The following is a 23,598-nucleotide window of genomic DNA, read 5'->3' as shown; positions in this document are numbered from 1 at the left end:
ACGCAAGGAGAGAGATGGCCTCCCCCCGGACAGCGCACCTGGCGTCCAAGCACGACGATGTCTATGTGGTCATCGCGCCCCCGCGCACCGCGTCGACCGCCTTCGCCCGCGTCCTGTGGAACAACCCCAGGATCGGCTACTACGCGCACGAGCCCTTCGAGGCTGCGCACTTCGACGGCCATGACGCCTCGCACGCCTGGGAGTCGGTCGAGAACGCCGTGGACCTGTCGGCCGTCACCGGCCCCAAGGCCGGCAACGCGCTCCTGATCAAGGAAATCGCGTTCCAGGCCGGTGACCGCATCGGTGAACTCCTCGATGTCGGCACGGCGGTGCCCATCTTCCTGATCCGTGACCCGCGGTTGAGTATCAGTTCCCGGCGCGAGGTCAAGCGCAGGTCCGGAGAGCCGCTGGAGTTCCCCCTGGAGGAGACCGGCTGGCTTGCCCTGGAGCGCCAGATCGCGCACTGCAGGACGCACGGCATCGACTACGTCCTGGTCGACGCCTACGACTTCCGGTCCCGGCCGCAGTCCGTCATGACGCAGGTCAGCAGCCGCCTGGGGCTCGACTTCGACACGTCTCAGCTCAGTTGGGAGCCCAGGCCCGACCTTGCCCTGAGCAACCACCGCACCTCGGGAGTCGACCACTTCTTCACCCGGGTACTCAGCAGCCGGGGCATCGAACCGCCGGTCGAATCCGCGCCGGAGGTCGACGAGTTCCCCGTCGAGGGCGGGCTGCGCGGACACGTCGAATGGGCGCTGGAGTACTACCGGGACCTTCGACAGGACCCCAAGCTGATCCTCCCGAAGGGCTGAGGATGCCCACGACCAGGCGAGTGGAGACGCTGCACAGCGTCGACGACATCGGCGAGGCCCAGTGGTCCGAGCTGACCGGCGCGGCCGACATCGACGCGGACCGCCGCTATCTGCGGTTCCGGGAGCATCTGGAACCGGGCCGGAACCTCCTGGTTACGGTGCGGTCGTCGGAGGCGCTGCGCGGCGCGCTGCACGGTGCTCTGACCACCCCGGCCACCGGGCTGGCCAGCAATCCGTTCAAGCTGCTCGGTTCGGAAGCCATGCTGCGCCTCGACGCGGACGGCACCGACGGCGGCGCGGAGGCCGTTGCGCTGCGTCGCCGGCAACGTGATCTCGCCCGTGGGGCGGCTGGGCAAGGAGCCGGCGACGACGAGCCCAACTGGCAGGCCCTGGCCCGAGACATCGGATCCTGTTTCGTCGTCAGGGGGTTCGACCGCAGTGAGCTCTTCCACGCTCCGGACACGGAGGAGGCGGAACGCGAGCGGACCGCGCGCGAACTCGTCGGCGGGGCACAGCAGGCAGCGCTCGCCCAGGGTGCCGGAGCCGTGGCCTTCCCCTTCGTGCCTCCCGGCGATCACATCCTGACCGAGGCGCTGACCGCGCACGGATTCCGCCGGGGTGTGGTGACCGGGGCCTCGTCGTTCGTCACGGACGGCTGTGGGAGCTACGAGGAGTACCTCGGGCGGCTTCCCAGCCGCCGCCGCCGCCAGTACCGCAGCGAGGAGAAGCGGATCGAGGAGTCCGGCCTGCTGCTGCGCGAGGTCAATCTGATCGACGAGGTCGACCGTATATCCGACCTCGAAGCACAGACCCTGGCCAAGCACGGCGGCCGTCCCGACCCGCTCACGATCGCCCGGGCCCGCACCCTGCTCGGCAGCACCATGCCGGACGAGGTCCGGGTGCCCGCGGTCGAGGACGACGGCCGGATCATTGCCTGCGCCCTCCACCTGATGGGGCCCCGCAGCAGCATGTTCATGGCGTACGGCTGCGACTACGCGGTCGAGGACCGCAGCACCGCGTACCCGTGGGCCTGTTTCTACCGGCCTGTCCGCACGGCGATCGAGAACGGCATCGGCGCGGTACGCCTCGGGCTTGAGGGTTTCGAAGCAAAGGCACGACGAGGAGCCGTCGTCGAACCGCGTGTCATGTGGTTCTGGACGCCTGACGCGGAAGCCCTGGACAGAATCGGAAGGCTTCTGGAACTCCTTCAGGAGCGCAATCTCCCCTATCTGCAGAAGTTCGCCGGATGATCCGCATACGCACGTGCAACACGTATGCGATCAGCCTTCAAAGCCACAGGTGGTCGAGTTCAGCATGCGCATAGTCCAGTCGCCGGTCGACTTGATACTTGATGACCTCTACGTGGACCTGGAGCCGTCCTTCTCGAAGCCCCTCGTCCTCAAGTGCGAAGGGTTCAACTTCGCCGGATCGGTCAAGCTCAAGGCCGCGACCGCCATGGTGGAAGCAGCCGAGCAGGACGGTCGGCTCAGGCCGGGATCGGTCATTGTCGAATCGTCTTCCGGCAACCTCGGCGTAGCGCTCGCCATCGTGGCCGCCGCGCGCGGCTACCAGTTCGTCTGCGTCACCGACCCGCGATCGAACCCGGCAAGCCGCCGGCTGATCGAGGCTGCGGGCGCCCACCTGGTCATCATCACGGAGCCCGATTCGGCGGGCGGGTTCCTCGGATCCCGAATTCGCTACGTCAAGGAATCGTGCGAGAGCAATCCCGACTACGTGTGGCTCAACCAATACGCCAGTGAGAACAACTGGGAGGCGCACTACCAGACGACAGCTCCCGCCATCGACAAACACCATGACAAGCTCGATTACCTGTTCATCGGGGCCGGAACGACGGGAACCCTGATGGGCTGTGCCCGGTACTTCAAGGAACGCCGCCCCGATGTCCGTATCGTCGCCGTCGACAGCGTCGGGTCCGTCACGTTCGGCGCGGCCCCGAGTCCTCGCTACATTCCCGGACTCGGCACCAGTCGGCGTCCTGAAATCCTCGACGCGAGCTATGTCGACGAGGTCATTCTGGTTCCCGAAGCGGACACCGTCCGCATGTGCCGGGAACTGGCCCGAAAGGGTTTCCTCTTCGGTGGATCGACAGGGACGGTCGTCAGCGCCGCGCTCAACCGGCTTCCGGCCGGCACGGATGCGAAAGCAGTGGCCATCGCACCCGATCTCGCCGACCGCTACGTCGACACCCTCTACAACGACGTGTGGGTGTCCGAGTCCTTCGGACACTCGGCGATAGGCCCGACACCTCCTCCTCGGTGACGTCCGAGCCACCGGCCGACTTCCCGTACTTCCTTCCCGCCCGCCGCTACGCACGGGCGAACCGATCCATAACGGAGAGATGCAGTGAACGTCCCCACCCGGTCACCAGCGGCCGAGCCCATGGCGTCGGCCACCCCTGACCACCCGTCCCGTCAGGGCGCAACAGTGTGGCTCACCGGACTGCCGAGTGCGGGCAAGACCACCATCGCCTCCGCGGCAGCCGGGCTGTGCCGAGGTACGGGCCGGCCCGTCGAGGTGCTGGACGGCGACGAGATCCGCACGTTCCTCTCCGCCGGGCTCGGCTTCTCCCGGGAGGACCGCGATCTCAATGTGCGCCGGGTCGGATACGTGGCGGACCTCCTCGCACGCAACGGTGTACTCGTCTTCGTACCGGTGATCGCTCCCTACGCCGACAGTCGCGCGGCCGTCCGGGCTCGCCACGAGGCATCCGGTACCCCCTATCTGGAGGTTCACGTCGCCACCCCGGTCGAGGTGTGCTCCGTACGCGACGTCAAGGGCCTGTACGCCAGGCAGGCTTCCGGCGAGCTGTCGGGGCTGACCGGTATCGACGACCCCTACGAAGCGCCGATCGCTCCCGACCTGCGCATCGATACCCAACGGCACTCCGTCGGCGACTCCGTGCGCGAGCTGGCCGGCCTGCTCGCGGAGAGGGGACTGGCCTGATGGGCGGGACCGTGGCCACGGACGAGAAACGGGCGAGCCCGTACACGCTCTCGCACCTGGACGTCCTGGAGTCCGAGGCGGTGCACATCTTCCGGGAGGTGGCGGGCGAGTTCGAGCGGCCGGTGATCCTGTTCTCCGGCGGCAAGGACTCCATCGTGATGCTGCACCTGGCGCAGAAGGCGTTCGCGCCGGCGCCGGTGCCGTTCACGCTGCTGCACGTGGACACCGGGCACAACTTCCCCGAGGTCCTGGAGTACCGCGACCGTACGGTCGAGAAGCACGGGCTGCGGCTGCACGTCGCCTCCGTGCAGGACTACATCGACCGGGGTGTGCTGCGCGAGCGGCCCGACGGTACGCGCAATCCGCTCCAGACGCTGCCGCTGACGGAGAGGATCCGGGCGGAGCGGTTCGACGCGGTCTTCGGCGGCGGGCGGCGGGACGAGGAGAAGGCACGGGCCAAGGAGCGGGTGTTCAGCCTGCGGGACGAGTTCTCCCAGTGGGACCCGCGCCGGCAGCGGCCCGAGCTGTGGCAGCTCTACAACGGCCTGCACGCGCCGGGCGAGCATGTGCGGGTGTTCCCGCTGTCCAATTGGACCGAGCTGGACGTCTGGCAGTACATAGCCCGCGAGCGGATCGAACTCCCCGAGATCTACTTCGCCCACGAGCGCGAGGTGTTCCGGCGCTCGGGGATGTGGCTGACCGCCGGCGAGTGGGGCGGGCCCAAGGCATCCGAGACGGTCGAGACCCGGATGGTGCGCTACCGCACCGTCGGCGACATGTCCTGCACCGGTGCCGTCGACTCGGACGCGGTGACGCTCGACCAGGTCATCGCCGAGATCGCCGCTTCCCGGCTGACCGAGCGGGGAGCGACGCGGGCCGACGACAAGATGTCCGAGGCCGCGATGGAAGACCGCAAGCGCGAGGGGTACTTCTAAGATGACCACACACCTCGAATCGGGTGCGCAGGTGAGCGCCACCACCCTGCTGCGCTTCGCCACCGCCGGGTCCGTCGACGACGGCAAGTCCACTCTCGTGGGACGCCTTCTGCACGACTCCAAGTCGGTCCTCACCGACCAGCTCGAGGCCGTGGAACGCACCTCGCTCAGCCGCGGTCAGGACACCCCGGACCTGGCACTGCTGACAGACGGCCTGCGGGCCGAGCGGGAGCAGGGCATCACGATCGACGTGGCGTACCGCTACTTCGCCACCGCCCGGCGCCGGTTCATCCTGGCCGACACCCCCGGGCACGTGCAGTACACCCGGAACATGGTGACCGGGGCGTCCACGGCCGAGCTGGCGGTGGTGCTGGTCGACGCCCGCAACGGAGTCGTGGAGCAGACCCGTCGGCACGCGGCCGTGGCGGCCCTGTTGCGCGTCCCGCACGTGGTGCTGGCGGTCAACAAAATGGACCTGGTCGACTACGCGGAGCCCGTGTTCGCCGCGATAGCCGAGGAGTTCACCGCCTATGCGCGGGAGTTGGGCCTGCCGGACATCACGGCGGTCCCGATCTCGGCGCTGGCCGGGGACAACGTGGTGGAGCCGTCCGCGCACATGGACTGGTACGGCGGGCCGACCGTCCTGGAGCACCTGGAGACGGTGCCGGTCGCCCAGGACCTGACCGCCGGCCATGCCCGGCTCCCGGTGCAGTACGTGATCCGTCCACAGTCCGCCGAGCACCCCGACTACCGCGGGTACGCCGGTCAGATCGCGGACGGCGTGTTCCGGGTCGGCGAGCAGGTGACGGTGCTGCCCTCGGGACGTACCAGCACCATCGAGGGCATCGACGCGCTCGGCGAGGCCGTCGACACCGCGTGGGCCCCGCAGTCCGTGACGCTCCGGCTGGCGGACGACATCGACATCTCGCGCGGTGACCTGATCGCCCCCGCCGACGACGCCCCGCCGGTCACCCAGGACGTCGAGGCGACCGTCTGCCACGTGGCCGACCAGCCGCTCTCGGTGGGCCAACGGGTGCTGCTCAAGCACACCACCCGCACCGTCAAGGCGATCGTCAAGGACATCCCGTCCCGGCTCACCCTGGACGACCTCTCCCAGCACCCGGCCCCCGGGCAGCTCGTCGCCAACGACATCGGGCGGGTCGTCGTACGCACCGCCGAGCCGCTCGCGCTCGACCCGTACGAGGACTCCCGGCGCACCGGCTCGTTCCTGCTGATCGACCCGGCGGACGGGACGACGCTGAGCGCCGGCATGGCGGGCGCCGCGTTCGCCGGGGCCGCCGCCGAAACCGTCGTGGCGGCCGACGAGGGCTGGAACTTCTGATCATGACGGACATCGATGTGTACACGTCCTTCGCGAAGGAGGGCGGCCGGATCGGCAGCGGGACGCTCGGCAGCGGCCAGGGCGGTATGGGGCGATATGCGCGATGACGTACGTCTACCGCGCACTGTTCCGCCCGTACGCCTCCCGCGCGCCGTTCCGCCCGCACGCCTCGCGCGCACGCCGACGAAGACCTGAGGACCGTCTGCCATGCCTGCCCCCCGGACCACCCTGCGCCGTTCCCTCGCCGCGACTCTCACGCTCCCCCTGCTGATCAGTGCGCTCGGCGCCTGCGGCTACGGCTCACAGGCCAAGGGCGAGGACAAGAGCGTTCCCGTCGCCAAGGGCGAGAAGGTCGGCGGCCTCGATGAGGTGAAGGTCGGCTACTTCGCCAACATCACCCACGCCACGGCCCTGGTGGGACTTCAGGAAGGCTTTTTCCAGAAAGAGTTGGGCGGAACCAGGATCAAGCCGCAGGTCTTCAACGCGGGCCCCTCCGAGATCGAGGCGCTGAACGCCGAGGCGGTCGACGTGGGCTGGATCGGGCCCTCCCCCGCCATCAACGGCTACACCAGGTCCAAGGGCCGGAACCTGCGGATCATCTCCGGCTCCGCCTCCGGCGGCGTCTCGCTCGTCGTCAACCCCGACCGGATCGCGTCGCTCCACGAGCTCAGGGGCAAGCGCCTGGCCACCCCGCAGCTCGGCAACACCCAGGACGTCGCGCTCCTGCACTACCTGGCGGAGAAGAAGCTCACGGTCGACCCCACCACCGGAAAGGGTGAGGTGACCGTGCTGCGCCAGGACAACAAGGAGATCCCGAACTCCTTCAAGTCCGGTGCCATCGACGGTGCCTGGGTGCCCGAGCCCACCGCGTCCCGGCTGCTCACGGAAGGCGGGAAGGTCCTGCTCGACGAGCGGACGCTGTGGAAGGACGGCAAGTTCGTCATCACCAACGTCATCGCCTCACAGAACTTCCTCACCGAACATCCGGACGTCGCCGAGGCGCTGCTGCGCGCCTCGGTGAAGACCAACGCGTGGATCAAGGCCAACCCGGAGAAGGCGAAGGCCAGCGTCAACGCCAGGCTGAAGAGGGACGCCGGCAAGGAGCTGCCCGCGGAGGTGCTGGACGCGGCGTTCAAGAACGTCGAGGTCACCGACGACCCGCTGGCCGCGAGCCTGCGCGACTCGGCCGAGCACGCGGTCGGCACGGGCCTGCTCAAGGACCCGCTTCTGGACGGCATCTACGACCTGCGCCCGCTGAACAGGGTCCTGAAGGCGGCGGGCGGACCGGCCGTCCCCGACGCCGGACTTGGCGTCAAGTAGCGCCCCGCCATGCCCGTTACGACCATCTGTCACGCCCCTTGGAAGTGAGACCCTTGGCCACCACACTCGTCGAGCAGAACACCGCCGACGCGTCGGTCGCGGACGGGAAGGCGGCACGCCCGACGTCGCACGCCGTACGCATCGACCACGTCTCGAAGTCATTCGGCCGACCGGGACCGGGCAGGCAGCTCGTCCTGGACGACATCAGCATCACCGTCGGGGCGGGCGAGTTCGTGACCCTCCTGGGAGCGTCCGGCTGCGGCAAGTCGACGCTGCTCAATCTGGTCGCGGGGCTCGACCAGCCGTCCGCCGGGACCATCGACGTACCCGGCGGGCGTCCGGCGCTGATGTTCCAGGAACACGCCCTGTTCCCGTGGCTGACCGCCGGCAAGAACGTCGAGCTGGCGCTGAAGCTGCGCGGTGTGGCCAAGACGGAGCGCCGCTCGGAGGCGGAGCGACTCCTCGAACTCGTCAGGCTGAAGGGCGCGCACGGCAAGCGGGTGCACGAACTCTCCGGCGGCATGCGGCAAAGGGTCGCGCTCGCCCGGGCGCTCGCCCAGGACAGTCGGCTCCTGTTGATGGACGAGCCCTTCGCCGCCCTGGACACGATCACCCGGGACGTACTCCACGAGGAACTGACCCGGATCTGGGCGGAGACCTCGGTGTCCGTCCTGTTCGTCACACACAACGTGCGCGAGGCCGTGCGGCTGGCGGAGCGGGTCGTGCTGCTGTCCTCGCGCCCCGGGCGGATCGCCCGCGAATGGCAGGTCGGCTTCCCGCAGCCACGCCGTATCGAGGATGCGGCGGTGGCCGAACTGTCCGTAGAGATCACCGAACAGCTGCGTGGGGAGATCCGCCGACATGGCCAGCACTGACACCGACACCGCACCCGGGGCCGGGCAGACCCCCCGGACGAGCCCGCGCCCCTCCCGGGACTCCGACCTCGCCGGGCTCGAGGCCGGACTGGACGCCCTCGAATCCCCCACCGTGGAACGGGTACCGATCGGCCGGATCGTCCTCGCCAAGGCGGTCCCGCCCCTGGTCGCCGTGGCGATCGTGCTCACCCTGTGGCAGTGCGCCGCCGCCTGGGACCTCAAGCCGGACTACGTGCTGCCCGGACCGCTCGACGTCGGGCGGTCCATCAGGACCATGTGGCTCGAAGGCACCCTCCTCGGCCACATCTGGACCAGCGTCTCCCGCGGCGCCCTCGGCTTCGTCGTCTCCGTCGCGATCGGCACCCCGCTGGGGCTGCTGGTGGCCCGGGTGAAGACCGTACGCGCGGCGATCGGCCCGATCCTCTCCGGCCTCCAGTCGCTGCCCTCCGTCGCCTGGGTCCCGGCGGCGATCATCTGGTTCGGCCTCACCGACCTGACGATCTACGCCGTGGTCCTGTTGGGCGCCGTCCCGTCGATCGCCAATGGCCTGGTGGCGGGCGTCGACCAGATCCCGCCGCTGTACCTGCGGGCGGGCCGCACCCTGGGCGCGACCGGCATCCACACCGTCCGTCACGTCCTGCTCCCGGCCGCACTGCCCGGCTATCTGGCAGGGCTCAAGCAGGGCTGGGCGTTCTCCTGGCGCTCCCTGATGGCCGCTGAGCTGATCGCCAGCTCGCCGGACCTCGGCACCGGGCTGGGCCAGCTGATGGAGAACTTCCGTACCTACAGCGACATGCCGGGAGTGCTCGCCACGATCCTGCTGATCCTGGTCGTCGGCATCGGTATCGACCTGCTGTTCTTCTCGCCCCTGGAACGTCACGTGCTGCGCAGCCGCGGCCTCCTCGCCAGGAGCTGAGCTGCTCACCGACGCCTCCTGGCACTCCCTGTCCTCTCCCGCACCACATCCGAGAATCAAAGGAACAACGAGCCCTTGTTCACCTTCGAGGTCATAGCCGGCTCCACCTGTCCGAGCATCGCCATCATCGGAATGGGCTCGCGCGGCCTCGGGGTGCTCGAAAGGCTGGTGAGCAGATGCCTGGCCGATCCGTTCGACGTCACCGTGCACATCGTTGACGCGCAGCCGCCCGGAGCCGGTTTCCACCGCCCGGACCAGCCCGACTACCTCCTGCTCAACACGGTCTGTTCCCAGCTGACGGCCTTCTCCGACGCCTCCATGGTGACCGGACCGGCATCGGTACCGGGACCGAGTCTGTACGAGTGGTGCGTCGAGCGCGATCTGCGTCTCTCGGACGACGGATACACGGTCAGCACCGGTGCCGGCCGGCCGGTCCGGGCCAATGACTATCTGCCCCGGCGGCTGCTGAGCGAATATCTGAGCTGGGCGGCGCAACGCATTCTCGCCGCGGCCCCCGCCTCCCTGAGGCTCCAGTGGCACAGCACGACGGCAACGAGCGTGCGCCCCGACCCAGCGGGAGAAAGGGTCGCCCTGGCCGACGGCACGAGCTTCACGACGGACGCCGTGTTCGTGACCATCGGGCACCACACCCTGTATCTGCCCCCGGAGGAAACCCCCGACGCCCCGTACATCAGGCGCCCCTATCCGCTTCCCGCAGCCGTCGACCCGGTGCGGGCGGGCGAGCGCGTGGTGCTGCTGGGCATGAGCCTGACCGCGATGGACATCGTCGCCAGTCTGACCCTGGGACGGGGCGGCCGGCATGTGATCGACGACGGTCGGAGCCGGTACGAACCGAGTGGACGCGAACCGGAGATCATCCTGACCTGCCGCACCGGCCTGCCCGCCCGGAGCCGTCCCCGTCTCAACCCCGGCCGGGTGAAGGCCGCACCACTCGCCCTCACCTCCACGCGGGTGAAACAGCTGCGCGATCGACGGCCGTACGGCCGGCTGAACTTCACCGAGGACATCCTCCCTCTCGTGGAGACGGAGATCGAACTCACGTACTATCGCACCCTCCTGGCCCAGCAGACCGGCGATGCCGAGTCCGCCAGACGGGAGTTCGCACAGCGCGCGGCCGAGGAAGGCACGGAGGCGCTGCTGACGGACAGCCGAGAGCGCTTCGGAGCCTCGCCGGTGCGGGGGTTCCTGTCGCGTCGCTCCGAACCCCGGCGCTGGGCAACCTACGAGGACTACGCCGACTGGTTCACGGAACAGGTCGCCGAAGACCTCGCCGAAGCACGGGCGGGACTCGGCAACAGCCCGTTGAAGGAGGCCCTGGAGGTCCTGCGGGACCACCGCGACGTGCTGCGCGAGGTCATCGACTCACCGGGCCTGGACGACGAGTCGACGGGCTACTTCTTCGGAGAGTTCGCCTCCACGGTCAACCGCATGGTCACCGGACCCCAGCTGGACCGCTCGGTGGAGCTGCTGGCACTGATCCGGGCCGGAATCGTCCGCCTCGCCCCCGGGGCCGGCCCCACCCTCAGCCGGGACGGGGAGCGGGGCCCCTGGACCCTGGAGTCCACGACCCTCGGCACCCCGACCGTCCTGCGAGCGGACCGCGTGATCACCGGCCACCTGGTGGAACCGGGCGTGGAAGAGGCCGCCGGATCCCTCCTCGCCGACCTGGTGAAGTCGGGCAGAGCCCGCACACTCGCACACCGCGGCACCGGCCTCCCGGGGCTGGACGTCACCCGGGAGGGCCGACTGGTGGACTCCGAAGGCACTGTGCAACAGCGGATCTTCCTCCTGGGCCCGTACACCGAGGGTTCGAGCTACTACAACCACTACATCCCGTCCCCCCACGCCCCTTCCCGCGCCCTGATGGACGCCGACCTCGCACTGAGCGCGGCACTCCCGAGGGGAACGGACTCCTGACCTGCCCCCATCGCGAACAGCGGGGGCAGGGACGAGATCCGAGATGGGCCGGCCGTCCCGTATGTCACCCGGCGGGACGGCCGGCCGGTTCCACCACGACATCACAAAGGCCCAGGACAGACGATGTCTGTCCTGGGCCTTCTCTGAGCCGCCTTCGGGATTCGAACCCGAGACCTACGCATTACGAGGGCCTGCAAGATCGTCTCGAGGCGTGCCGGGACGTGCCGTCAAATCCCGTTTCCGCAGTTCAGGAAGGTGCGGCCAGGCACCCGCGTACCGCCTAATCCATCCTGCACCACCCTGTCCGCTCACGCAGCGCTCACGCAGATAAGGGCGCGTTCCGGGCAGGGGAGACTACTGCACCAACGACCGACGGTTCAAAGATTGTGCGGGATCTCGATCTTGAGCGACATGTCGACTTCGGCTTCCTCGATACGGTCGTTATAGATCACCACGAGATCCCTCAGCCGCTTTCTGATCTCTGCCTGAGAGAAGCTGGCAGTCTCCTCGATGTTGGTGCCTACAAAATCCTCGATGGACTGGATAGCCACGAGATTGTCAATTCCTGCGTCTTGAGCGTAGGTGGTGGCGCGTCCAAGCTGGTCGCTCGGGACCAGCACTCGCGGCCTAAAACGGTTATTCAGGTTATCCTGGCAACGCCCGGAGAAAAGCTCCATCGTGGGCGACATCGTCACATGAATGGCAGTGTCGTTGAGCTGATAGTCGCCAGCTCGACCAGTCTGCTGATCGGCCGTTGTGTAGCTTTCATCGTTTATTCCATCGATCCGGACGCCGGTACCGTCGAAACGAATCTTGAGTTTGGCTCCCACAAGGTGCTGCGCCACCGCACCGGCTGCGTTGCCGGGCCTCTGGCGCGCAGCATGGAGAACCGAGCTGACCACGGCACGGATCGACCAGTCCGGGTTGAGATCAGCGGTGATCTTCTTCTTTTCGAAGTAGTCTTCGCGCACCCGCCCGACGAACCACTGCTGAAGCAGAAAGGCCAGCGAACCACGGTCTACGGCGTCGAAATCAATTACCCCAGCAGCCTCGCCTGCCGTGTTGAGCACGTGGGCCAGTTCACGAGCGTGACCAATCGTTCCCCGGGAGGTCCGACCGCCCATCGCTGGATATTTGCGAGTTTCACCGTGACCGGCCAAGATTTCCTTCGCTTTTCGGCCACTCGCTCCTCTCAACTGTGATTCCGTTGCGTAAAACCCCTCCTCAAGAGGGAAACCAGAGGCCAGGAACTCAGTCATGTAAAGCCCCGTCGACATGACGTTCGAGAATACATTTCCCTTCCTGTCGCGCTTGACTTCGTACCACGCCTCGATTGCCTCCAGCATGAGATCGGCGGCATTCCGAACGCGCGAAGAAATCTCCGTTTCGTCGTTAATCGTCACCATCGCCGTCTGGGCCTCTCGTTCAGCGAGGCCGACGCCTCGCGCCGCCGTTTCATATCCGCCTCACACAATGCGCCGAGTGGTCGCATGTGCAGCTTTCCACCTGGCTGCCAATCCGCGCCATAGGTGCGTCCGGCACCCCTTCGAAGCAGCATCACAGGTTTGTAGGGATCTCAATTTTGAGGGACTTGTCCGCCTCGGCTGCATCGATACGATCGTTGTAGAGTTCCAAGAGCTTCCGCAACTGAGCCTTGATCTCAGCGTTGGCGAAACCGGCGACCTCTTCGATATTCGTACCTACAAAGTCCTCGATGGACTGGACAGCTACCTGCTTGTGAAAGCCGGCCAAACGCGCGATCTGGCTAGCAGCTGCCACGGCGTTTTCCGGCACCAAAACCCGTGGCCTGAAGCCATTCTTGAGGTTTCCGGCGCATCGCTCGCTGAAGACTTTCTCACCGGGGGACATCGTCACGTGAATGGCCGTATCACCGACCTCGTAGTCTCCAGCCCGTCCAGTCTGCACGTCAGCTGTCGTGTAGCTCTCGACGTTGATCTTCTCGTTCGGAAAGCGGATCTGAAGCTTTGCCCCTACCAGGTGCTGTGCGATGGCACCGGCAGTGTTTCCGCCGCGCTCACGCCCTGCCTCCAGCAGATTTGCGACGGTCGTGCGAACGGAGAAGTTCGGGTCGATTTCCGCGCTTACCTTTTGCTTGCCGAAATAGTCTTCCTGAATTCGGGCGACGAACCAGCCTTGCAAGATGCGCGCCAGGAGGTTCCGTTCCAAGGGAGTGAACCCCTCCACACCTTCCTGGGAGCCTGCCAGGTTGATTATCTCGGCGAGAGTCTCAGCGTGCTTGATTGTGAGCCGCGAAGTTCGACCGCCCTCGCTGGTGAACTGCCGGGTTTCAGCATGATCGGCCAGAAGGGCCTTGGCCTTCGAACCGCTTGCCCCCTTGACCTGGGAGTCCGCCTTATAGTCACCATGTGCAAGCGGAAACGCAGTAGACAGGAACTCTGTGATGTAGAGCCCGGCACACATGACGTTGGAGTCGACCGTCCCTTTCTTGCTGCGTCGACTCTCATACCAGGGCTCTATCTGCTTGATCATCGCGTCGGCGGCGCTGTTCACGGCCTCAGAAGGCTGCTGACTCTCGATCGATACCACTTGACGGCTCCCCTTAAAGACGGCGTCGTGCTTCGGCGGTTCAAGAACGACGGGCTAACGGTCTTGCTCGATCAGAGCCCTTGCCCATCAAGGAGGTCGCGGGTAGCGTCCTCCAACCTCCGGAGCACGATCAACCCGTCATCAGCGCTGAAAGCGAGTAGGCGCTCGCCGAGATCGACGCCGGCTTCGGCAAGAAGTCCCAGCGGGAGCTCTACCCTGCCGTCAGCCCGGACGACCACCTCAGCCGGTTCACGGATCACGCGTACACGACTTCGCGCAGGGTCTCGTCAGCTGGTTCCGCATCGCACCCCTCGGTGGGCGACAGCATCCTGCCCGACAGAAGCGGTTCGAGGTAGTTCTCGGCCAGCCACCGGACCGCGTCCACACACACGGCATCACCGAAGCCCATGATCGATTGATTGCGACTCTCCGGCAGTGTGTAGTCCGGGGCACCCATGAGCTTGGCGTACTCACGTGCCGTCATCCAGCGCACCTTGAGCGGCTGGTTCTTCCTGATCCGCACGACTGCCTGCTTCGATGAGCCACCCCCTGCGGTGCGGAGGCAGCCAGCGATGTCGTCAGCGCGGATTTCCCACGCGGGAACGCCTCCCCGGGTACGCCGGTACGCGGTTCGATAGATCGTTTTCCCGGCGACTGCAATTTCGCCCTTGCGCTTCTTCTGGATATTCGACAGCTCGGCTGTGAACTTCGCGGTCCGTTCCTTGTCCCACCACTCGACGCCGTCGTCCGAGTCGCCGTCGACCAAGTCCGTCCAGCCCTCGGTCAGCAAGGGGGGTGGCGAGGGAAGCAGAGCGCGATGCGTGACGAGCCCAGGAGCGTCCAGAACGGTGTCGAGCCACTTCGGTCGAAGTTCGGTGTTACGAGCGTCGTCCCGGCGCAGTGGCTTTTCCAGACTGGCGACGAGAAAGAGCCTCGGCCTGGACTGCGGAACCCAGCGGCGGGCATCCAGGGTGATCACATCGACCGAGTAGCCCAGAAGATTGAGCTTACGCACGGCGGCCTTGATGTCCTCACCGCCGTGGCTGGTGGCGAACCCGTTGACGTTCTCCAAGGCCACCACTCGAGGCTTGTCGGATCCTAGGCACCCCAAAATGTCCGTGAGATCCCAAAATGTTCCCGACGCACTGCCAGCGAGTCCCTCACGGCCTCCGGCCAGAGACAGGTCCGTGCACGGGAAGGACGCCCATGCGAGGTCAAGGTTCCTCGGCACACCGGCTGCGTCGATGTCCTTGGCGACGTCCTTGATGTTCTGGACCTTATAGCGCTTAGCCTCGTCCTGGCCGAAGTGGCCGAGGTAAGTGCTCTGCTTACTCTCTTCGAGATCGTTGGCCCACGTGACCTTGAAACCGCAGCGAGCGCCTTCCAGCCCCAGCCGGGCCAGACCGATGCCAGCGAAGAACTCGGCTACGGCGTATTCCAGCTTCGCTGCCGAACCATTCGCCTCGCCGACGGAGACGCGAGGGATGAGAGAGGTGGATGCCGGTGCAAGAGTCACAGGCTAGATCCTAGGTCACAGCTTATTGATCATGGGAGTGGATGGCACGGCCCGCGAGCTTCGGCCGGGCCGCTCGGCAACCTGCCGACCCTTGCCCATCGCAGCCCGTAGCGACCTACGATGGAGTGTGAACCAGGATCAACCGTCGTGGGCCTCCAACGAGGCTGTACGCGCGAGCATGAAGGCAAACCGGAGCCGGGACACAGCCCCCGAACTCGCGTTGCGCCGCGCTGTGCACGCACTCGGGATGAGATATCGCGTTGCTGCGCGGCCCCTGCCTACCGTCAGGCGCACAGCCGACCTCGTCTTCGCAAGGGCTAGGGTTGCTGTCTTCCTCGACGGGTGCTTCTGGCACGGCTGCCCCGAACACCACACCGTGGCCGTCCGGAACGGCCAGTACTGGGCTGACAAAGTGGCGCGTAATAAGGCGCGCGACGCCGACACTGATCAGCGGCTGCGCGACGCTGGCTGGGAGCCCATTCGCATCTGGGAGCATGAGGATGTTCTTCTGGCAGCTGAGCGTGTTCGTTCGGTGGTGCTTTCACGCAAGCAACCACCCTCTCGCTAGCGACACCGACCGCCCTCGGGTCGTGCGAGTGGCGGATGGGGCTAGACGGGCGTGGGCCCGCCGCGAACGTCCATGATCACTGTCAGCTCGCCGTGGTGTGTTCGAGAAGGATTGGGGGCGGGAGGCCCGACATGGCCGATCTGATCGAGGAGTGGGCGGCGCAGGTCGCCGATGCCGAGCTCAGCAGGTCGCTTCCACGGAGGTGGGCGCATACGCAGGGAGTGGCCAACCGCGCGGCCGAAGTAGGCCAGGTCCTCAACCAAAATGCCAGTCTTCTTGTCGCCGCCGCCACGCTGCATGACATTGGGTATGCGCCTCGCCTGGCGGTGACGGGCTTCCACCCCCTGGACGGAGCCCGGTTCCTTCGGGACGAGCACAGGGCCGACGAGCGGCTGGTGCGGTTGGTCGCGAACCACTCGTTTGCGCTCCTTGAGGCAGAGGAGCGCGGGTTGCGCGAGGAGCTCGCGGCGGAGTTCCCCTTGCTGGAGGAGCCGCTGCTGGTGGACGCCCTCGTGTACTGCGACATGACGACCACGCCTGACGGCGACCGAACCACCGCGCAGGACCGGGTCGCGGAGATCCGCAGCCGCTACGGGGACGACAGCGTGGTCGGGCGGTTCATCCGCCGGGCGGCCCCGGAGATCTTTGCCTCCGTGGAGCGGGTGGAAGCCGCCCTGGCGGCTCAGCCGAGGTAGGGGTAGGTACCGGCGAGGTAGTCCCCGATCTGCTGTCGCATGCTCGGGTGGATGTCGTACTGGTCGAGGTCGGTCGGCTGGACGAAGCGGACGCCGTCGGCCTCGTCGTTGATCGTGGGCACTCCGCCGACGGGCCGGCCGATGTAGGTGTTCTCGTACTGCTGGCGGATCTCGCCGTCGGTGTACGCGACGATGTGGTTCGGGTTGGTGTAGACGCCGAGGAACCCGGTGAGCTCCGCGATGATCCCGGTCTCTTCCAGGCACTCGCGCACCGCGCACTCGGCCGCGGTCTCACCGATGTCCTGTGCTCCGCCGGGGAGGGCCCACTGGCCGGTGTCGCGGCGCCGCTGGAGGAGGATGGCGCCTGTCTCGTCGGCGACGAGCAGGTTGCTGGCAGGGATAAGGGTGTTCGCCTTCGGGGCAGAGGGGTCGTTGTAGTACTCAGTCCTGCCCATGGTCGGCGGTCCTCTCCTGGTCGGGTGTCCATTGCCTCGCAGCGGCCCAGACGGCGTCGAAGCTTTCAGCGTAGTTGTCGAACCACCCCGTATCGCCCGCCCTCTTGAGGTGCAGGAGGGGGTTGGCACTGGCTGGTTGACCCCAGATATGTGGGTTGACGAGCAGGTTGTCGTCGTAGCGGAACATGGACGTGTAGAGGGTGGTGTCGTGGAGTCGTACGCCGCACCCGGCCTCGCCCAGCAGCGGGCGGTAGTACGTCAGTGAGGCGCGGATCTTGGCGGCGAGGGTGTCGCCGATTCCCTCCTCGCGGCCGCGTACGGCGACTGCCTGTCCACCGGGATCGCCGAAGCACAGGCGAACCCGGACGCCGTCGGCGGCGCGTTCGGAGAGCATCTTGGCGACGTGGGGGTTGGACTGAGCGAAGAAGGTGCCGGAGAAGACGAGGACGCCGATCTCGTGCCGCGCCTCTCGCAGCAGTGCGAGCCATACATCCCGGGGCACGCTGGCCCGGTTCTGGTAGGTGCCGACCAGCTCGGTGCCTAACCCGTCCCTTGGCCGGCCTGGACGCTTGGACGGCTCGGGCCAGAGAAAGGTCTCTTCGACGCGCAGGTGTCGCGCGACGCGGAATCGGTGCCGTGCATGGGGAATCCGTCCGCCCAGCCATCGACTGACCGTCTTGGGATCCACCTCGCAGATCTCGGCGAGTGCATCGGGCGAGACGCCGCGTTGGCCGAGCACAGTGCGCAGTCGGTTGTTCACAGCAGCCATCGAATCGGCACGGCGCGTGATCGCGCAAGGACGTTTTGGGACGCAGTCCGCTGTAGTGGAACCTCGCGGACTGCCTACTCTGGCGGCATGGAGCTCTTCGTCCTGTGGGACATCGACCACACCCTCATCGAGAACGCGGGGGTCAGCAAGGAGATCTACGCCGCTGCCTTTCGTGGCCTCTCAGGTCGGGAGCCCACGGAGCCCGCGCGTACTGAGGGGCGTACGGATCGACTGATCATGCGCGACATGTTCGTCCGCGATGGGCTACCCGTGCCCGACTGGCACTTCGTCGAGACGGCGCTCGCCCAGGCAGGGGAAGCGCGCCAGGAGGAGCTGCGCAGGCGCGGGACCGCCCTGCCCGGTGTGCACGACGCCCTGAAAGCCGCCTCGGCTCAGACCGGTTGGGTCTCCTCAGTCCTCACCGGCAACATCTCCGCCAACGCCCGTGTGAAGCTTGCTGCGTTCGGCCTCGACTCCCTGCTTGATCTACCGGTCGGCGCCTACGGAGCGGACGCCGAACTCCGCCCCCACCTGGTCGCTGTCGCCCGCGAGCGCGCACAGCGGCTTCATGGTGTTCCGGCCCACATTCCCACCGTCCTCGTGGGGGACACCCCTCGTGATGTGGAAGCGGCTCTGACCACAGGCTCCGGCGTCCTCGCTGTCGCCTCCGGCATCCACAGCCAGGAGGAACTGACCGCCGCCGGAGCCGTCGAAGTCCTGCCCGACCTGTCGGACACGAAGCGTGTCCTCGGCATCCTGGAGTCCTTCGCAGGTCACTGAAACGTCCCAGGACGTCCTTGGACCGTCCCCGAACGCGGTGTCGAGGTCCCCGAGCAGAAGGCCACTATCAGGCTCCCACCAGGCAACCAGCCGAAGGAGCCGACGTGATCGAGGAAGTCACCGGGATCAAGAAGATCCGCATGCTGTACCTGCAGCTGCTCTACCGCTGCAACTTCACGTGCCTGCACTGCTTCCACGGCAAGCGGCTCCAGTACGCCGACGCCTTCACCGTCGACGAAGCCGCGGATCTCCTCACCCTGATGCGGGACCAGTACGGCACCGAGGCCGTGACACTGCTCGGCGGAGAGCCCTTCGTCCACCGGGACCTCGCGCAGGTCGTCCTCCACGCCAAGGAGGAACTGGGCCTGCGCGTCGAGATCTGCACCAACGGGTACCGGATCGAGCGCCGTCTGACCGAGATCGCCCCCTACCTGGACCTGCTCAGGGTTTCGCTGGAGGGCGTCGGGTCGACCAACGACGGCATCCGAAAGCAGGGCAGCTACCAGAGCGCCCTGAACGCGCTCGGTCTGGCTCGGGATCTCGGCGTTCCGACCGGCGCGACCATGACCGTCACCTCGCGGAACATCGCCGAAGTACTGCCCCTCGGTAGGGCCTTGGCGCAGCTCGGGGTCCGGCAGCTCAAACTCCACCACCTGCGGCCGGTCGGCAACGCCGCCGACCACCCCGAACTGCTGGTCACCTCCCCTTCCGCCTACGGCCGGCTCCGGGACGATCTGGCGTCAGCCGATCTGCCTTTGGAGGTGGTCGTCGACGAGGACCTCTCCGAGGACGGTGCCCCGCAGGTGTGCGCCCCCTCCGACGGTCCTCGCGAAATCGACCGCGTCGAGGTCGACCCGCGCGGTGCGCTGACCATGTCCTGCAAGGCCGTGGGCAAGGACGCGCACGCCTTCTGGTACGAGAAGGCGGCAGGACGCATCGTCCACAAGCCCTCGTCCGTCGACGAGCTCACCCTCGCGGTACCGGACGTGGTGTACGGCCGTGCCTGATCACCCGCGCTTCGAGAGCCTGGAGGGATTACGCGGCACCGGCAAATCCACTCTGGCGCCCATGCTCGCCGCCGCCCGGCAGGCCGTCCTCGTCGCTACCGTCCCGCTGCCCTACCAGCCGCTCAGACAGGCGTTGGACGAGCGGACGAACGTAGAGGCACGGATGTGCTTCTACCTCTCTGGCCTGTTCACCGCGGCCGAGGAGATCCAGCACCACCTCGACGTCGGCGTCCCGGTCGTCGTCGAGAGCTACTTCGCCCGGTGCCTCGCCACTCACCGGGCCTTGGGGGCACGGCTCGGTATCACCCTGCCGAGTTGGCTGCCGACACCCGCTACATACCACCTCGTCTGCGACGAGGACGAGAGACAGCGTCGACTCGCTGGGCGGAACAAGCCGGTGTCGCGGTGGGACTCACTGATCGAGACCGTTACGGACCGGGTGACGGACGCCTACGCCTCGTTCCCCATGCATCGCGTCGACACCACGGGGCGCAGTCCCGACGAGGTTCTCCGAGTGATCATGAATACCGATACGCAAGGAGCGCACTCCCATGCAGACCCAAAGCCTGTGGGAGCACACCCTCACGTTCTTCCCGCAGTTTCTCGCCACGCTGCGGGAACGTGTCGCCCCTGACGCCACCGTCGCGGTGGTCGGCGCGAGCGACGGCAAGTTCGTCCTGCCCCTCGCCGCCGCCGGCTACCGCGTCGTCGCCGTCGAACGTGACGCGGTCGCCCTCCATGGGGGCGACGTCCACCTCCCGGGTGACAGCCAGGCCCACGCGTTGGGACTGATCGATCGACTGAAGCTCGAAGAACTCCACGAACGCGTCGAGGTCGTTGAGGACGACTTCCTGGACGGTGAACCTCTGGGCCTGCAGTGCGACGCGGTCTGGACGAGCTGCTCGTGGCACTACAGTGCCAACCACCACCGCCCGCTCGGCGAGTTCGTCGACCGCATGCAGCGCCTGGTCCGCCCGGGCGGTGTGTTCGGCGCGGAGTTCATGATGCCCGTCGAAAGACGCCACCACATGATCGAGCACTACACCTCCCCGGAACGCCTTCACCCCCACTTCATCGGCGACTGGGAGGTACTGCTCACTCTGCGCACCACCGAGTTCACCGAGCGGCCCCACGTCGGCCAGCTGCACGACCACACCCACCGCATGGGCCTGCTGCTCGCGGCCCGGACGTCCACCCTCACCGACCACTTCTGAGAGAAGGCCCCATGAAGCACGAGTACGAGGCGAAGTTCCTGTCCGTGGACGTCGCCGACCTCCAGACCAAGCTGAGCGCCCTCGGTGCCGTCCAGGCGTTCCCCCGCACTCTCCTCACCCGCAAGATCTTCGAGAACGACTCCCTCGACGGCGGGGCCTGGATCCGCCTGCGGGACGAGGGCACCCGCTCGACGCTCACGCTCAAGCAGGTCACCGACGCCACGACGATCGACGGCACCAAGGAGATCGAAACCGAGGTCACCGACCTGCACGCCATGGCCGATATCCTGCGCCGGGTCGGCCTCACCGAGGTCCGGTACCAGGAGAACTACCGCGAGGAATGGCGCCTGGGAGAGGTCGCCTTCGACTTCGACACCTGGCCGGACCTTCCCACCTTTCTGGAGATCGAAGGACCCCACGAGGCGTCGGTGCGCCAGGCCGCCGCGCTGCTGGACCTCGACTACTCCGAGGCCCGGTTCGGCAGCGTCGACGAGATCTACAAGAGCGAGTCCAGCCGCGACATCCTCGCCGAGCCCACGCTGCTGTTCTCCGAAGCCGAGAAGCAGAAGGACGCTTCTCCCACGGCCCAGGACTGTTGATCACGGAGAGAGGCGAGCGGTGCTGACGGAAGTCGCCCTACAGCACAGGGTGATCCCCGGGATCGCCGAGTTCGCCCGAGGAGGACTGCCCTCACCGGCGGCCACCGACGACGGCAACGAGTGGGTCGACGGACTCTGCTGGCTCTACTGCGGGCAGCGGTGGACGCGCGTCCTGTGGATCGGCCCCGCCAGAGTCGCCGGGGCGCAAGCCCCGATGTACGCGTGCGGCGCCTGCATCGGCGAGCTGCAGGAACGGGTCTGGCAACCCTTCTTCAACGAGAACCGCCCTCCGGGTCCACCCGGCCAAGCGAATCCGCCGAGGTGGGGCAGTCGACCTCCGGCAAGAGAACCGGCAAGCATCGGGGCCAGAGCAGGCTCTTCCGCCGAGGTTAAGCCCCCGCCCTGGTCACGCAGGCGAAACCACGGTACCTCGACCATGTGTCCTGCCATGCCTCGAGCAACAGAAAACCCCAGGTCACAGACTATGTGACCTGGGGTTCAACTGAGCCGCCTTCGGGATTCGAACCCGAGACCTACGCATTACGAGTGCGTTGCTCTGGCCAACTGAGCTAAGGCGGCGCGCCCTGTCGCACTATGGTGCGATCAGCAGCGGAGCCAAGTCTACACAGTTTCCGGGGGTGCTCCGCACACGGCATCCCCGGAGGCGTTTGTCCTGGTCAGCGTGGGTCAGGTGCACTTCTTGCCGTCGGCGGGCGGGGTGCCCTCCAGGAGGTACGTGTTGATCGCCGTGTCGATGCAGTCGCTGCCCCGGCCGTACGCGGTGTGGCCGTCGCCCTCGTAGGTGAGCAGCGTGCCGGAGGAGAGCTGGTCCGCGAGCGCCTTGGACCACGTGTACGGGGTGGCCGGGTCGCGGGTGGTGCCGACGACGACGATCGGCGCGGCGCCCTTCGCCTCGGTGCGGTGGGGGGTGCCGGTGGCCTTCGTCGGCCAGTACGCGCAGTTCAGGGAGGCCCAGGCGAAGCCGCGCCCGAAGACCGGGGAGGCCTTCTCGAAGTCCGGGACCGCCTTCTCGACCGCGTCGGGGCCGTCGAAGGCGGGCGGCAGGTCGAGGCAGTTCACGGCGGCGTTGGCGAACATCAGGTTCGCGTACTTCCCGTTCGGCTCGCGCTCGTAGTAGCTGTCGGCCAGCGAGAGGAGGCCCGAGCCGTCGCTGCGCTGCGCGCCCTCCAGTGCCTCGCGGAGCTGCGGCCAGGCCGCCTCGTCGTACATCGCGGCGATCACGCCGGTGGTGGCCAGGGACTCGGTCAGCTCGCGGTCGTCGCCGGTCGGGATCGGCTTCGCGTCCAGGTCCGTGAAGAGCTGCTTGAGGGCCGTTGCCGCGTCGGCGGTGTTCGTGGTGCCGAGCGGGCAGTCCGGCTGCTTCACACAGTCGGCGGCGAAGGACTGGAAGGCCCCCTCGAAGCCCGCCGTCTGGTCCCGGTTCATGTCGATCGCCTTCAGGGACGGGTCCATCGCCCCGTCCAGGACCAGTCGGCCGGCCCGCTGCGGGAAGAGGTCGGCGTACGTGGCGCCCAGGAAGGTGCCGTACGACGCTCCGACGTAGTGCAGTTTCTCGTCGCCGAGCAGGGCGCGCAGGACGTCCATGTCGCGGGCCGTGTCGACGGTGGAGACGTACGGGAGGATCTCGCCGGACCGCTTCTCGCAGCCCGCCGCGAACTTCTCGAAGGCGGCGGTGAGCTTCCGGACCTCCGCGTCGTCGTCCGGTGTCTGGTCGACCTGGGTGAAGGCGTCCATCTCCTTGCCCGTGAGGCATTCGACGGGCTCACTGCGGGCCACGCCGCGCGGATCGATGGCCACCATGTCGTAGCGGGCCCGCACAGGGGCGGGATAGCCGAGTGCCGCGTACCCCTGGAGATAGCCGATCGCGGAGCCGCCGGGGCCGCCCGGGTTCACCAGGAGGGAACCGATCCGCTTGCCGGGGCCGGTGGCCTTCTTACGGGAGACGGCAAGCTCGATGTCCCCGTCGTCGGGCTTGTCGTAGTCCCTCGGCGCCTTCATCGTGGTGCACTCGAACCCCTCCACCCCGCAGTCGCGCCAGCTCAGCTTCTGCGTGTAGTACGCCGTCAGCCCCTCCGGGGCCGCGGTGCCGGTGGCCGAGGCGTTCGGCGACGAGCCGCTGCCGCTGCAGCCGGAGATGAGCAGACCGGCAGTGCCGATCCCGATGGCGAAGGTGCGGAGCAGGCGCCTGGTATCCATTCAGGGAGCGTATCCGCCGGGTGACGAGTCGTACGATTCCCTGCTCATTCGGGTGAACCGGGCCGCACAGGCGAGCAGGGCCCCGCAGCTGAACAGACCCCGTGAGAC

24 protein-coding genes and 1 tRNA gene are annotated in these 23,598 nt (G+C 67.2%); 17 read left to right on the top strand and 8 right to left on the bottom strand.

All coding sequences use genetic code 11. The features are described from left to right. The first annotated feature begins 14 nt into the window (after positions 1 to 14). From CCZ36_RS19450 to CCZ36_RS19405, 10 genes are all read left to right on the top strand, one after another. Positions 15 to 812 carry a hypothetical protein gene (locus tag CCZ36_RS19450; RefSeq protein WP_069740877.1) on the top strand — a complete coding sequence of 266 codons (798 nt, stop codon included), beginning with the start codon at positions 15 to 17 and terminating at the stop codon, positions 810 to 812. A 2-nt stretch (positions 813 to 814) separates the two neighbouring features. Beyond that, positions 815 to 2,062: a GNAT family N-acetyltransferase gene (locus CCZ36_RS19445; protein ID WP_128818228.1), complete on the top strand. Its 1,248-nt coding sequence runs from the start codon at positions 815 to 817 to the stop codon at positions 2,060 to 2,062. 64 nt (positions 2,063 to 2,126) lie between these two features. Further along, positions 2,127 to 3,092 carry a 2,3-diaminopropionate biosynthesis protein SbnA gene (gene sbnA, locus CCZ36_RS19440; RefSeq protein WP_069735615.1) on the top strand — a complete coding sequence of 322 codons (966 nt, stop codon included), beginning with the start codon at positions 2,127 to 2,129 and terminating at the stop codon, positions 3,090 to 3,092. A gap of 120 nt (positions 3,093 to 3,212) precedes the next feature. Continuing rightward, a complete protein-coding gene (gene cysC, locus CCZ36_RS19435; RefSeq protein ID WP_128819624.1) occupies positions 3,213 to 3,776 on the top strand; it encodes an adenylyl-sulfate kinase in 564 nt (187 codons plus the stop codon). Further along, a complete protein-coding gene (gene cysD / locus CCZ36_RS19430; RefSeq protein WP_069735478.1) occupies positions 3,776 to 4,711 on the top strand; it encodes a sulfate adenylyltransferase subunit CysD in 936 nt (311 codons plus the stop codon). The genes cysC and cysD overlap by 1 nt, the downstream gene beginning before the upstream one ends. Position 4,712: 1 nt before the next feature. Beyond that, positions 4,713 to 6,053 carry a sulfate adenylyltransferase subunit 1 gene (locus CCZ36_RS19425; protein WP_128818227.1) on the top strand — a complete coding sequence of 447 codons (1,341 nt, stop codon included), beginning with the start codon at positions 4,713 to 4,715 and terminating at the stop codon, positions 6,051 to 6,053. Between the two features lie 207 nt (positions 6,054 to 6,260). Beyond that, positions 6,261 to 7,373 (top strand): ABC transporter substrate-binding protein, encoded by a 1,113-nt coding sequence (locus CCZ36_RS19420; RefSeq protein WP_128818226.1) that lies wholly within the window; start codon positions 6,261 to 6,263, stop codon positions 7,371 to 7,373. A gap of 53 nt (positions 7,374 to 7,426) precedes the next feature. Beyond that, positions 7,427 to 8,248: an ABC transporter ATP-binding protein gene (locus tag CCZ36_RS19415; protein WP_069735480.1), complete on the top strand. Its 822-nt coding sequence runs from the start codon at positions 7,427 to 7,429 to the stop codon at positions 8,246 to 8,248. Next, positions 8,235 to 9,164 carry an ABC transporter permease gene (locus CCZ36_RS19410; protein ID WP_069735481.1) on the top strand — a complete coding sequence of 310 codons (930 nt, stop codon included), beginning with the start codon at positions 8,235 to 8,237 and terminating at the stop codon, positions 9,162 to 9,164. The genes CCZ36_RS19415 and CCZ36_RS19410 overlap by 14 nt, the downstream gene beginning before the upstream one ends. Before the next feature lie 75 nt (positions 9,165 to 9,239). After that, positions 9,240 to 11,102, top strand: coding sequence for an FAD/NAD(P)-binding protein (locus CCZ36_RS19405; protein WP_237302703.1), 1,863 nt, complete (start codon positions 9,240 to 9,242; stop codon positions 11,100 to 11,102). 377 nt (positions 11,103 to 11,479) lie between these two features. Here CCZ36_RS19405 and CCZ36_RS19400 read toward each other — a convergent pair whose 3' ends face one another. The 4 genes from CCZ36_RS19400 to CCZ36_RS19385 all read right to left on the bottom strand — a co-directional run bounded on the left by CCZ36_RS19400 (position 11,480) and on the right by CCZ36_RS19385 (position 15,186). Beyond that, on the bottom strand, positions 11,480 to 12,508 hold the full coding sequence (locus CCZ36_RS19400) for a DUF4928 family protein (RefSeq protein WP_128818225.1): 1,029 nt from the start codon (positions 12,506 to 12,508) through the stop codon (positions 11,480 to 11,482). 151 nt (positions 12,509 to 12,659) lie between these two features. Then, the gene (locus CCZ36_RS19395) at positions 12,660 to 13,670 is read right to left on the bottom strand and encodes a DUF4928 family protein (RefSeq protein WP_128818224.1); all 1,011 of its coding nucleotides are present in this window, start codon (positions 13,668 to 13,670) and stop codon (positions 12,660 to 12,662) included. Between the two features lie 71 nt (positions 13,671 to 13,741). Then, the gene (locus CCZ36_RS19390; RefSeq protein WP_128818223.1) at positions 13,742 to 13,930 is read right to left on the bottom strand and encodes a hypothetical protein; all 189 of its coding nucleotides are present in this window, start codon (positions 13,928 to 13,930) and stop codon (positions 13,742 to 13,744) included. After that, on the bottom strand, positions 13,927 to 15,186 hold the full coding sequence (locus CCZ36_RS19385; protein WP_237302702.1) for a DNA cytosine methyltransferase: 1,260 nt from the start codon (positions 15,184 to 15,186) through the stop codon (positions 13,927 to 13,929). Before CCZ36_RS19385 ends, CCZ36_RS19390 begins: the two co-directional genes overlap by 4 nt. A gap of 31 nt (positions 15,187 to 15,217) precedes the next feature. Between CCZ36_RS19385 and CCZ36_RS19380 the strand changes: the two genes are divergently transcribed. Continuing rightward, positions 15,218 to 15,754 carry a very short patch repair endonuclease gene (locus CCZ36_RS19380; RefSeq protein ID WP_128818222.1) on the top strand — a complete coding sequence of 179 codons (537 nt, stop codon included), beginning with the start codon at positions 15,218 to 15,220 and terminating at the stop codon, positions 15,752 to 15,754. 131 nt (positions 15,755 to 15,885) lie between these two features. Continuing rightward, positions 15,886 to 16,449: an HD domain-containing protein gene (locus CCZ36_RS19375; protein WP_128818221.1), complete on the top strand. Its 564-nt coding sequence runs from the start codon at positions 15,886 to 15,888 to the stop codon at positions 16,447 to 16,449. Here CCZ36_RS19375 and CCZ36_RS19370 read toward each other — a convergent pair. Together CCZ36_RS19370 and CCZ36_RS19365 are read right to left on the bottom strand one after the other, a co-directional pair. After that, complete coding sequence (locus CCZ36_RS19370) at positions 16,437 to 16,904, bottom strand: NUDIX hydrolase (protein ID WP_128818220.1); 468 nt, start codon at positions 16,902 to 16,904, stop codon at positions 16,437 to 16,439. The two genes, CCZ36_RS19375 and CCZ36_RS19370, sit on opposite strands and share 13 nt — an antisense overlap. Beyond that, positions 16,891 to 17,664 (bottom strand): helix-turn-helix domain-containing protein, encoded by a 774-nt coding sequence (locus CCZ36_RS19365; protein ID WP_206515751.1) that lies wholly within the window; start codon positions 17,662 to 17,664, stop codon positions 16,891 to 16,893. Before CCZ36_RS19365 ends, CCZ36_RS19370 begins: the two co-directional genes overlap by 14 nt. Before the next feature lie 96 nt (positions 17,665 to 17,760). Here CCZ36_RS19365 and CCZ36_RS19360 point away from each other — a divergent pair, with 96 nt between their 5' ends. The 5 genes from CCZ36_RS19360 to CCZ36_RS19340 all read left to right on the top strand — a co-directional run bounded on the left by CCZ36_RS19360 (position 17,761) and on the right by CCZ36_RS19340 (position 21,273). Then, positions 17,761 to 18,453, top strand: coding sequence for an HAD family hydrolase (locus tag CCZ36_RS19360; protein ID WP_128818219.1), 693 nt, complete (start codon positions 17,761 to 17,763; stop codon positions 18,451 to 18,453). A 104-nt stretch (positions 18,454 to 18,557) separates the two neighbouring features. Further along, a complete protein-coding gene (locus CCZ36_RS19355; protein ID WP_128818218.1) occupies positions 18,558 to 19,460 on the top strand; it encodes a radical SAM protein in 903 nt (300 codons plus the stop codon). Positions 19,461 to 19,521: 61 nt separating this feature from the next. Next, on the top strand, positions 19,522 to 20,094 hold the full coding sequence (locus tag CCZ36_RS19350) for a hypothetical protein (protein WP_128818217.1): 573 nt from the start codon (positions 19,522 to 19,524) through the stop codon (positions 20,092 to 20,094). Next, positions 20,012 to 20,674 carry a class I SAM-dependent methyltransferase gene (locus tag CCZ36_RS19345; RefSeq protein WP_128818216.1) on the top strand — a complete coding sequence of 221 codons (663 nt, stop codon included), beginning with the start codon at positions 20,012 to 20,014 and terminating at the stop codon, positions 20,672 to 20,674. Before CCZ36_RS19350 ends, CCZ36_RS19345 begins: the two co-directional genes overlap by 83 nt. An 11-nt stretch (positions 20,675 to 20,685) precedes the next feature. Beyond that, entirely contained in the window at positions 20,686 to 21,273 is a 588-nt protein-coding gene (locus tag CCZ36_RS19340; RefSeq protein WP_128818215.1) for a class IV adenylate cyclase, read from the top strand. A 505-nt stretch (positions 21,274 to 21,778) separates the two neighbouring features. On the opposite strand, the gene CCZ36_RS19330 is transcribed toward CCZ36_RS19340, so the two are convergent. Together CCZ36_RS19330 and CCZ36_RS19325 are read right to left on the bottom strand one after the other, a co-directional pair. Next, positions 21,779 to 21,852: transfer RNA gene (locus CCZ36_RS19330), tRNA-Thr, on the bottom strand. Positions 21,853 to 21,960: 108 nt separating this feature from the next. Then, positions 21,961 to 23,490: an alpha/beta hydrolase gene (locus tag CCZ36_RS19325; RefSeq protein WP_128818214.1), complete on the bottom strand. Its 1,530-nt coding sequence runs from the start codon at positions 23,488 to 23,490 to the stop codon at positions 21,961 to 21,963. Positions 23,491 to 23,598 lie beyond the last annotated feature (108 nt).

This window comes from Streptomyces sp. S063 (genome assembly GCF_002832675.1).
Classification (GTDB): domain Bacteria; phylum Actinomycetota; class Actinomycetes; order Streptomycetales; family Streptomycetaceae; genus Streptomyces; species Streptomyces sindenensis.
Note: the sequence above shows the minus strand (reverse complement) of the source record. Positions and strands in the feature narration are given on the sequence as shown.

What these genes read in the sequence shown, in the direction of transcription:
- CCZ36_RS19450 (WP_069740877.1), top strand. Translation starts at nt 15, where the DNA reads ATGGCCTCCCCCCGGACAGCGCACCTGGCGTCCAAGCACGACGATGTC.
- CCZ36_RS19445 (WP_128818228.1), top strand. Translation starts at nt 815, where the DNA reads ATGCCCACGACCAGGCGAGTGGAGACGCTGCACAGCGTCGACGACATC.
- sbnA (WP_069735615.1), top strand. Translation starts at nt 2,127, where the DNA reads ATGCGCATAGTCCAGTCGCCGGTCGACTTGATACTTGATGACCTCTAC.
- cysC (WP_128819624.1), top strand. Translation starts at nt 3,213, where the DNA reads ATGGCGTCGGCCACCCCTGACCACCCGTCCCGTCAGGGCGCAACAGTG.
- cysD (WP_069735478.1), top strand. Translation starts at nt 3,776, where the DNA reads ATGGGCGGGACCGTGGCCACGGACGAGAAACGGGCGAGCCCGTACACG.
- CCZ36_RS19425 (WP_128818227.1), top strand. Translation starts at nt 4,713, where the DNA reads ATGACCACACACCTCGAATCGGGTGCGCAGGTGAGCGCCACCACCCTG.
- CCZ36_RS19420 (WP_128818226.1), top strand. Translation starts at nt 6,261, where the DNA reads ATGCCTGCCCCCCGGACCACCCTGCGCCGTTCCCTCGCCGCGACTCTC.
- CCZ36_RS19410 (WP_069735481.1), top strand. Translation starts at nt 8,235, where the DNA reads ATGGCCAGCACTGACACCGACACCGCACCCGGGGCCGGGCAGACCCCC.
- CCZ36_RS19400 (WP_128818225.1), bottom strand. Translation starts at nt 12,508, where the DNA reads ATGGTGACGATTAACGACGAAACGGAGATTTCTTCGCGCGTTCGGAAT.
- CCZ36_RS19380 (WP_128818222.1), top strand. Translation starts at nt 15,218, where the DNA reads ATGGGAGTGGATGGCACGGCCCGCGAGCTTCGGCCGGGCCGCTCGGCA.
- CCZ36_RS19375 (WP_128818221.1), top strand. Translation starts at nt 15,886, where the DNA reads ATGGCCGATCTGATCGAGGAGTGGGCGGCGCAGGTCGCCGATGCCGAG.
- CCZ36_RS19370 (WP_128818220.1), bottom strand. Translation starts at nt 16,904, where the DNA reads ATGGGCAGGACTGAGTACTACAACGACCCCTCTGCCCCGAAGGCGAAC.
- CCZ36_RS19360 (WP_128818219.1), top strand. Translation starts at nt 17,761, where the DNA reads ATGGAGCTCTTCGTCCTGTGGGACATCGACCACACCCTCATCGAGAAC.
- CCZ36_RS19350 (WP_128818217.1), top strand. Translation starts at nt 19,522, where the DNA reads ATGCTCGCCGCCGCCCGGCAGGCCGTCCTCGTCGCTACCGTCCCGCTG.
- CCZ36_RS19345 (WP_128818216.1), top strand. Translation starts at nt 20,012, where the DNA reads ATGCAGACCCAAAGCCTGTGGGAGCACACCCTCACGTTCTTCCCGCAG.
- CCZ36_RS19340 (WP_128818215.1), top strand. Translation starts at nt 20,686, where the DNA reads ATGAAGCACGAGTACGAGGCGAAGTTCCTGTCCGTGGACGTCGCCGAC.
- CCZ36_RS19325 (WP_128818214.1), bottom strand. Translation starts at nt 23,490, where the DNA reads ATGGATACCAGGCGCCTGCTCCGCACCTTCGCCATCGGGATCGGCACT.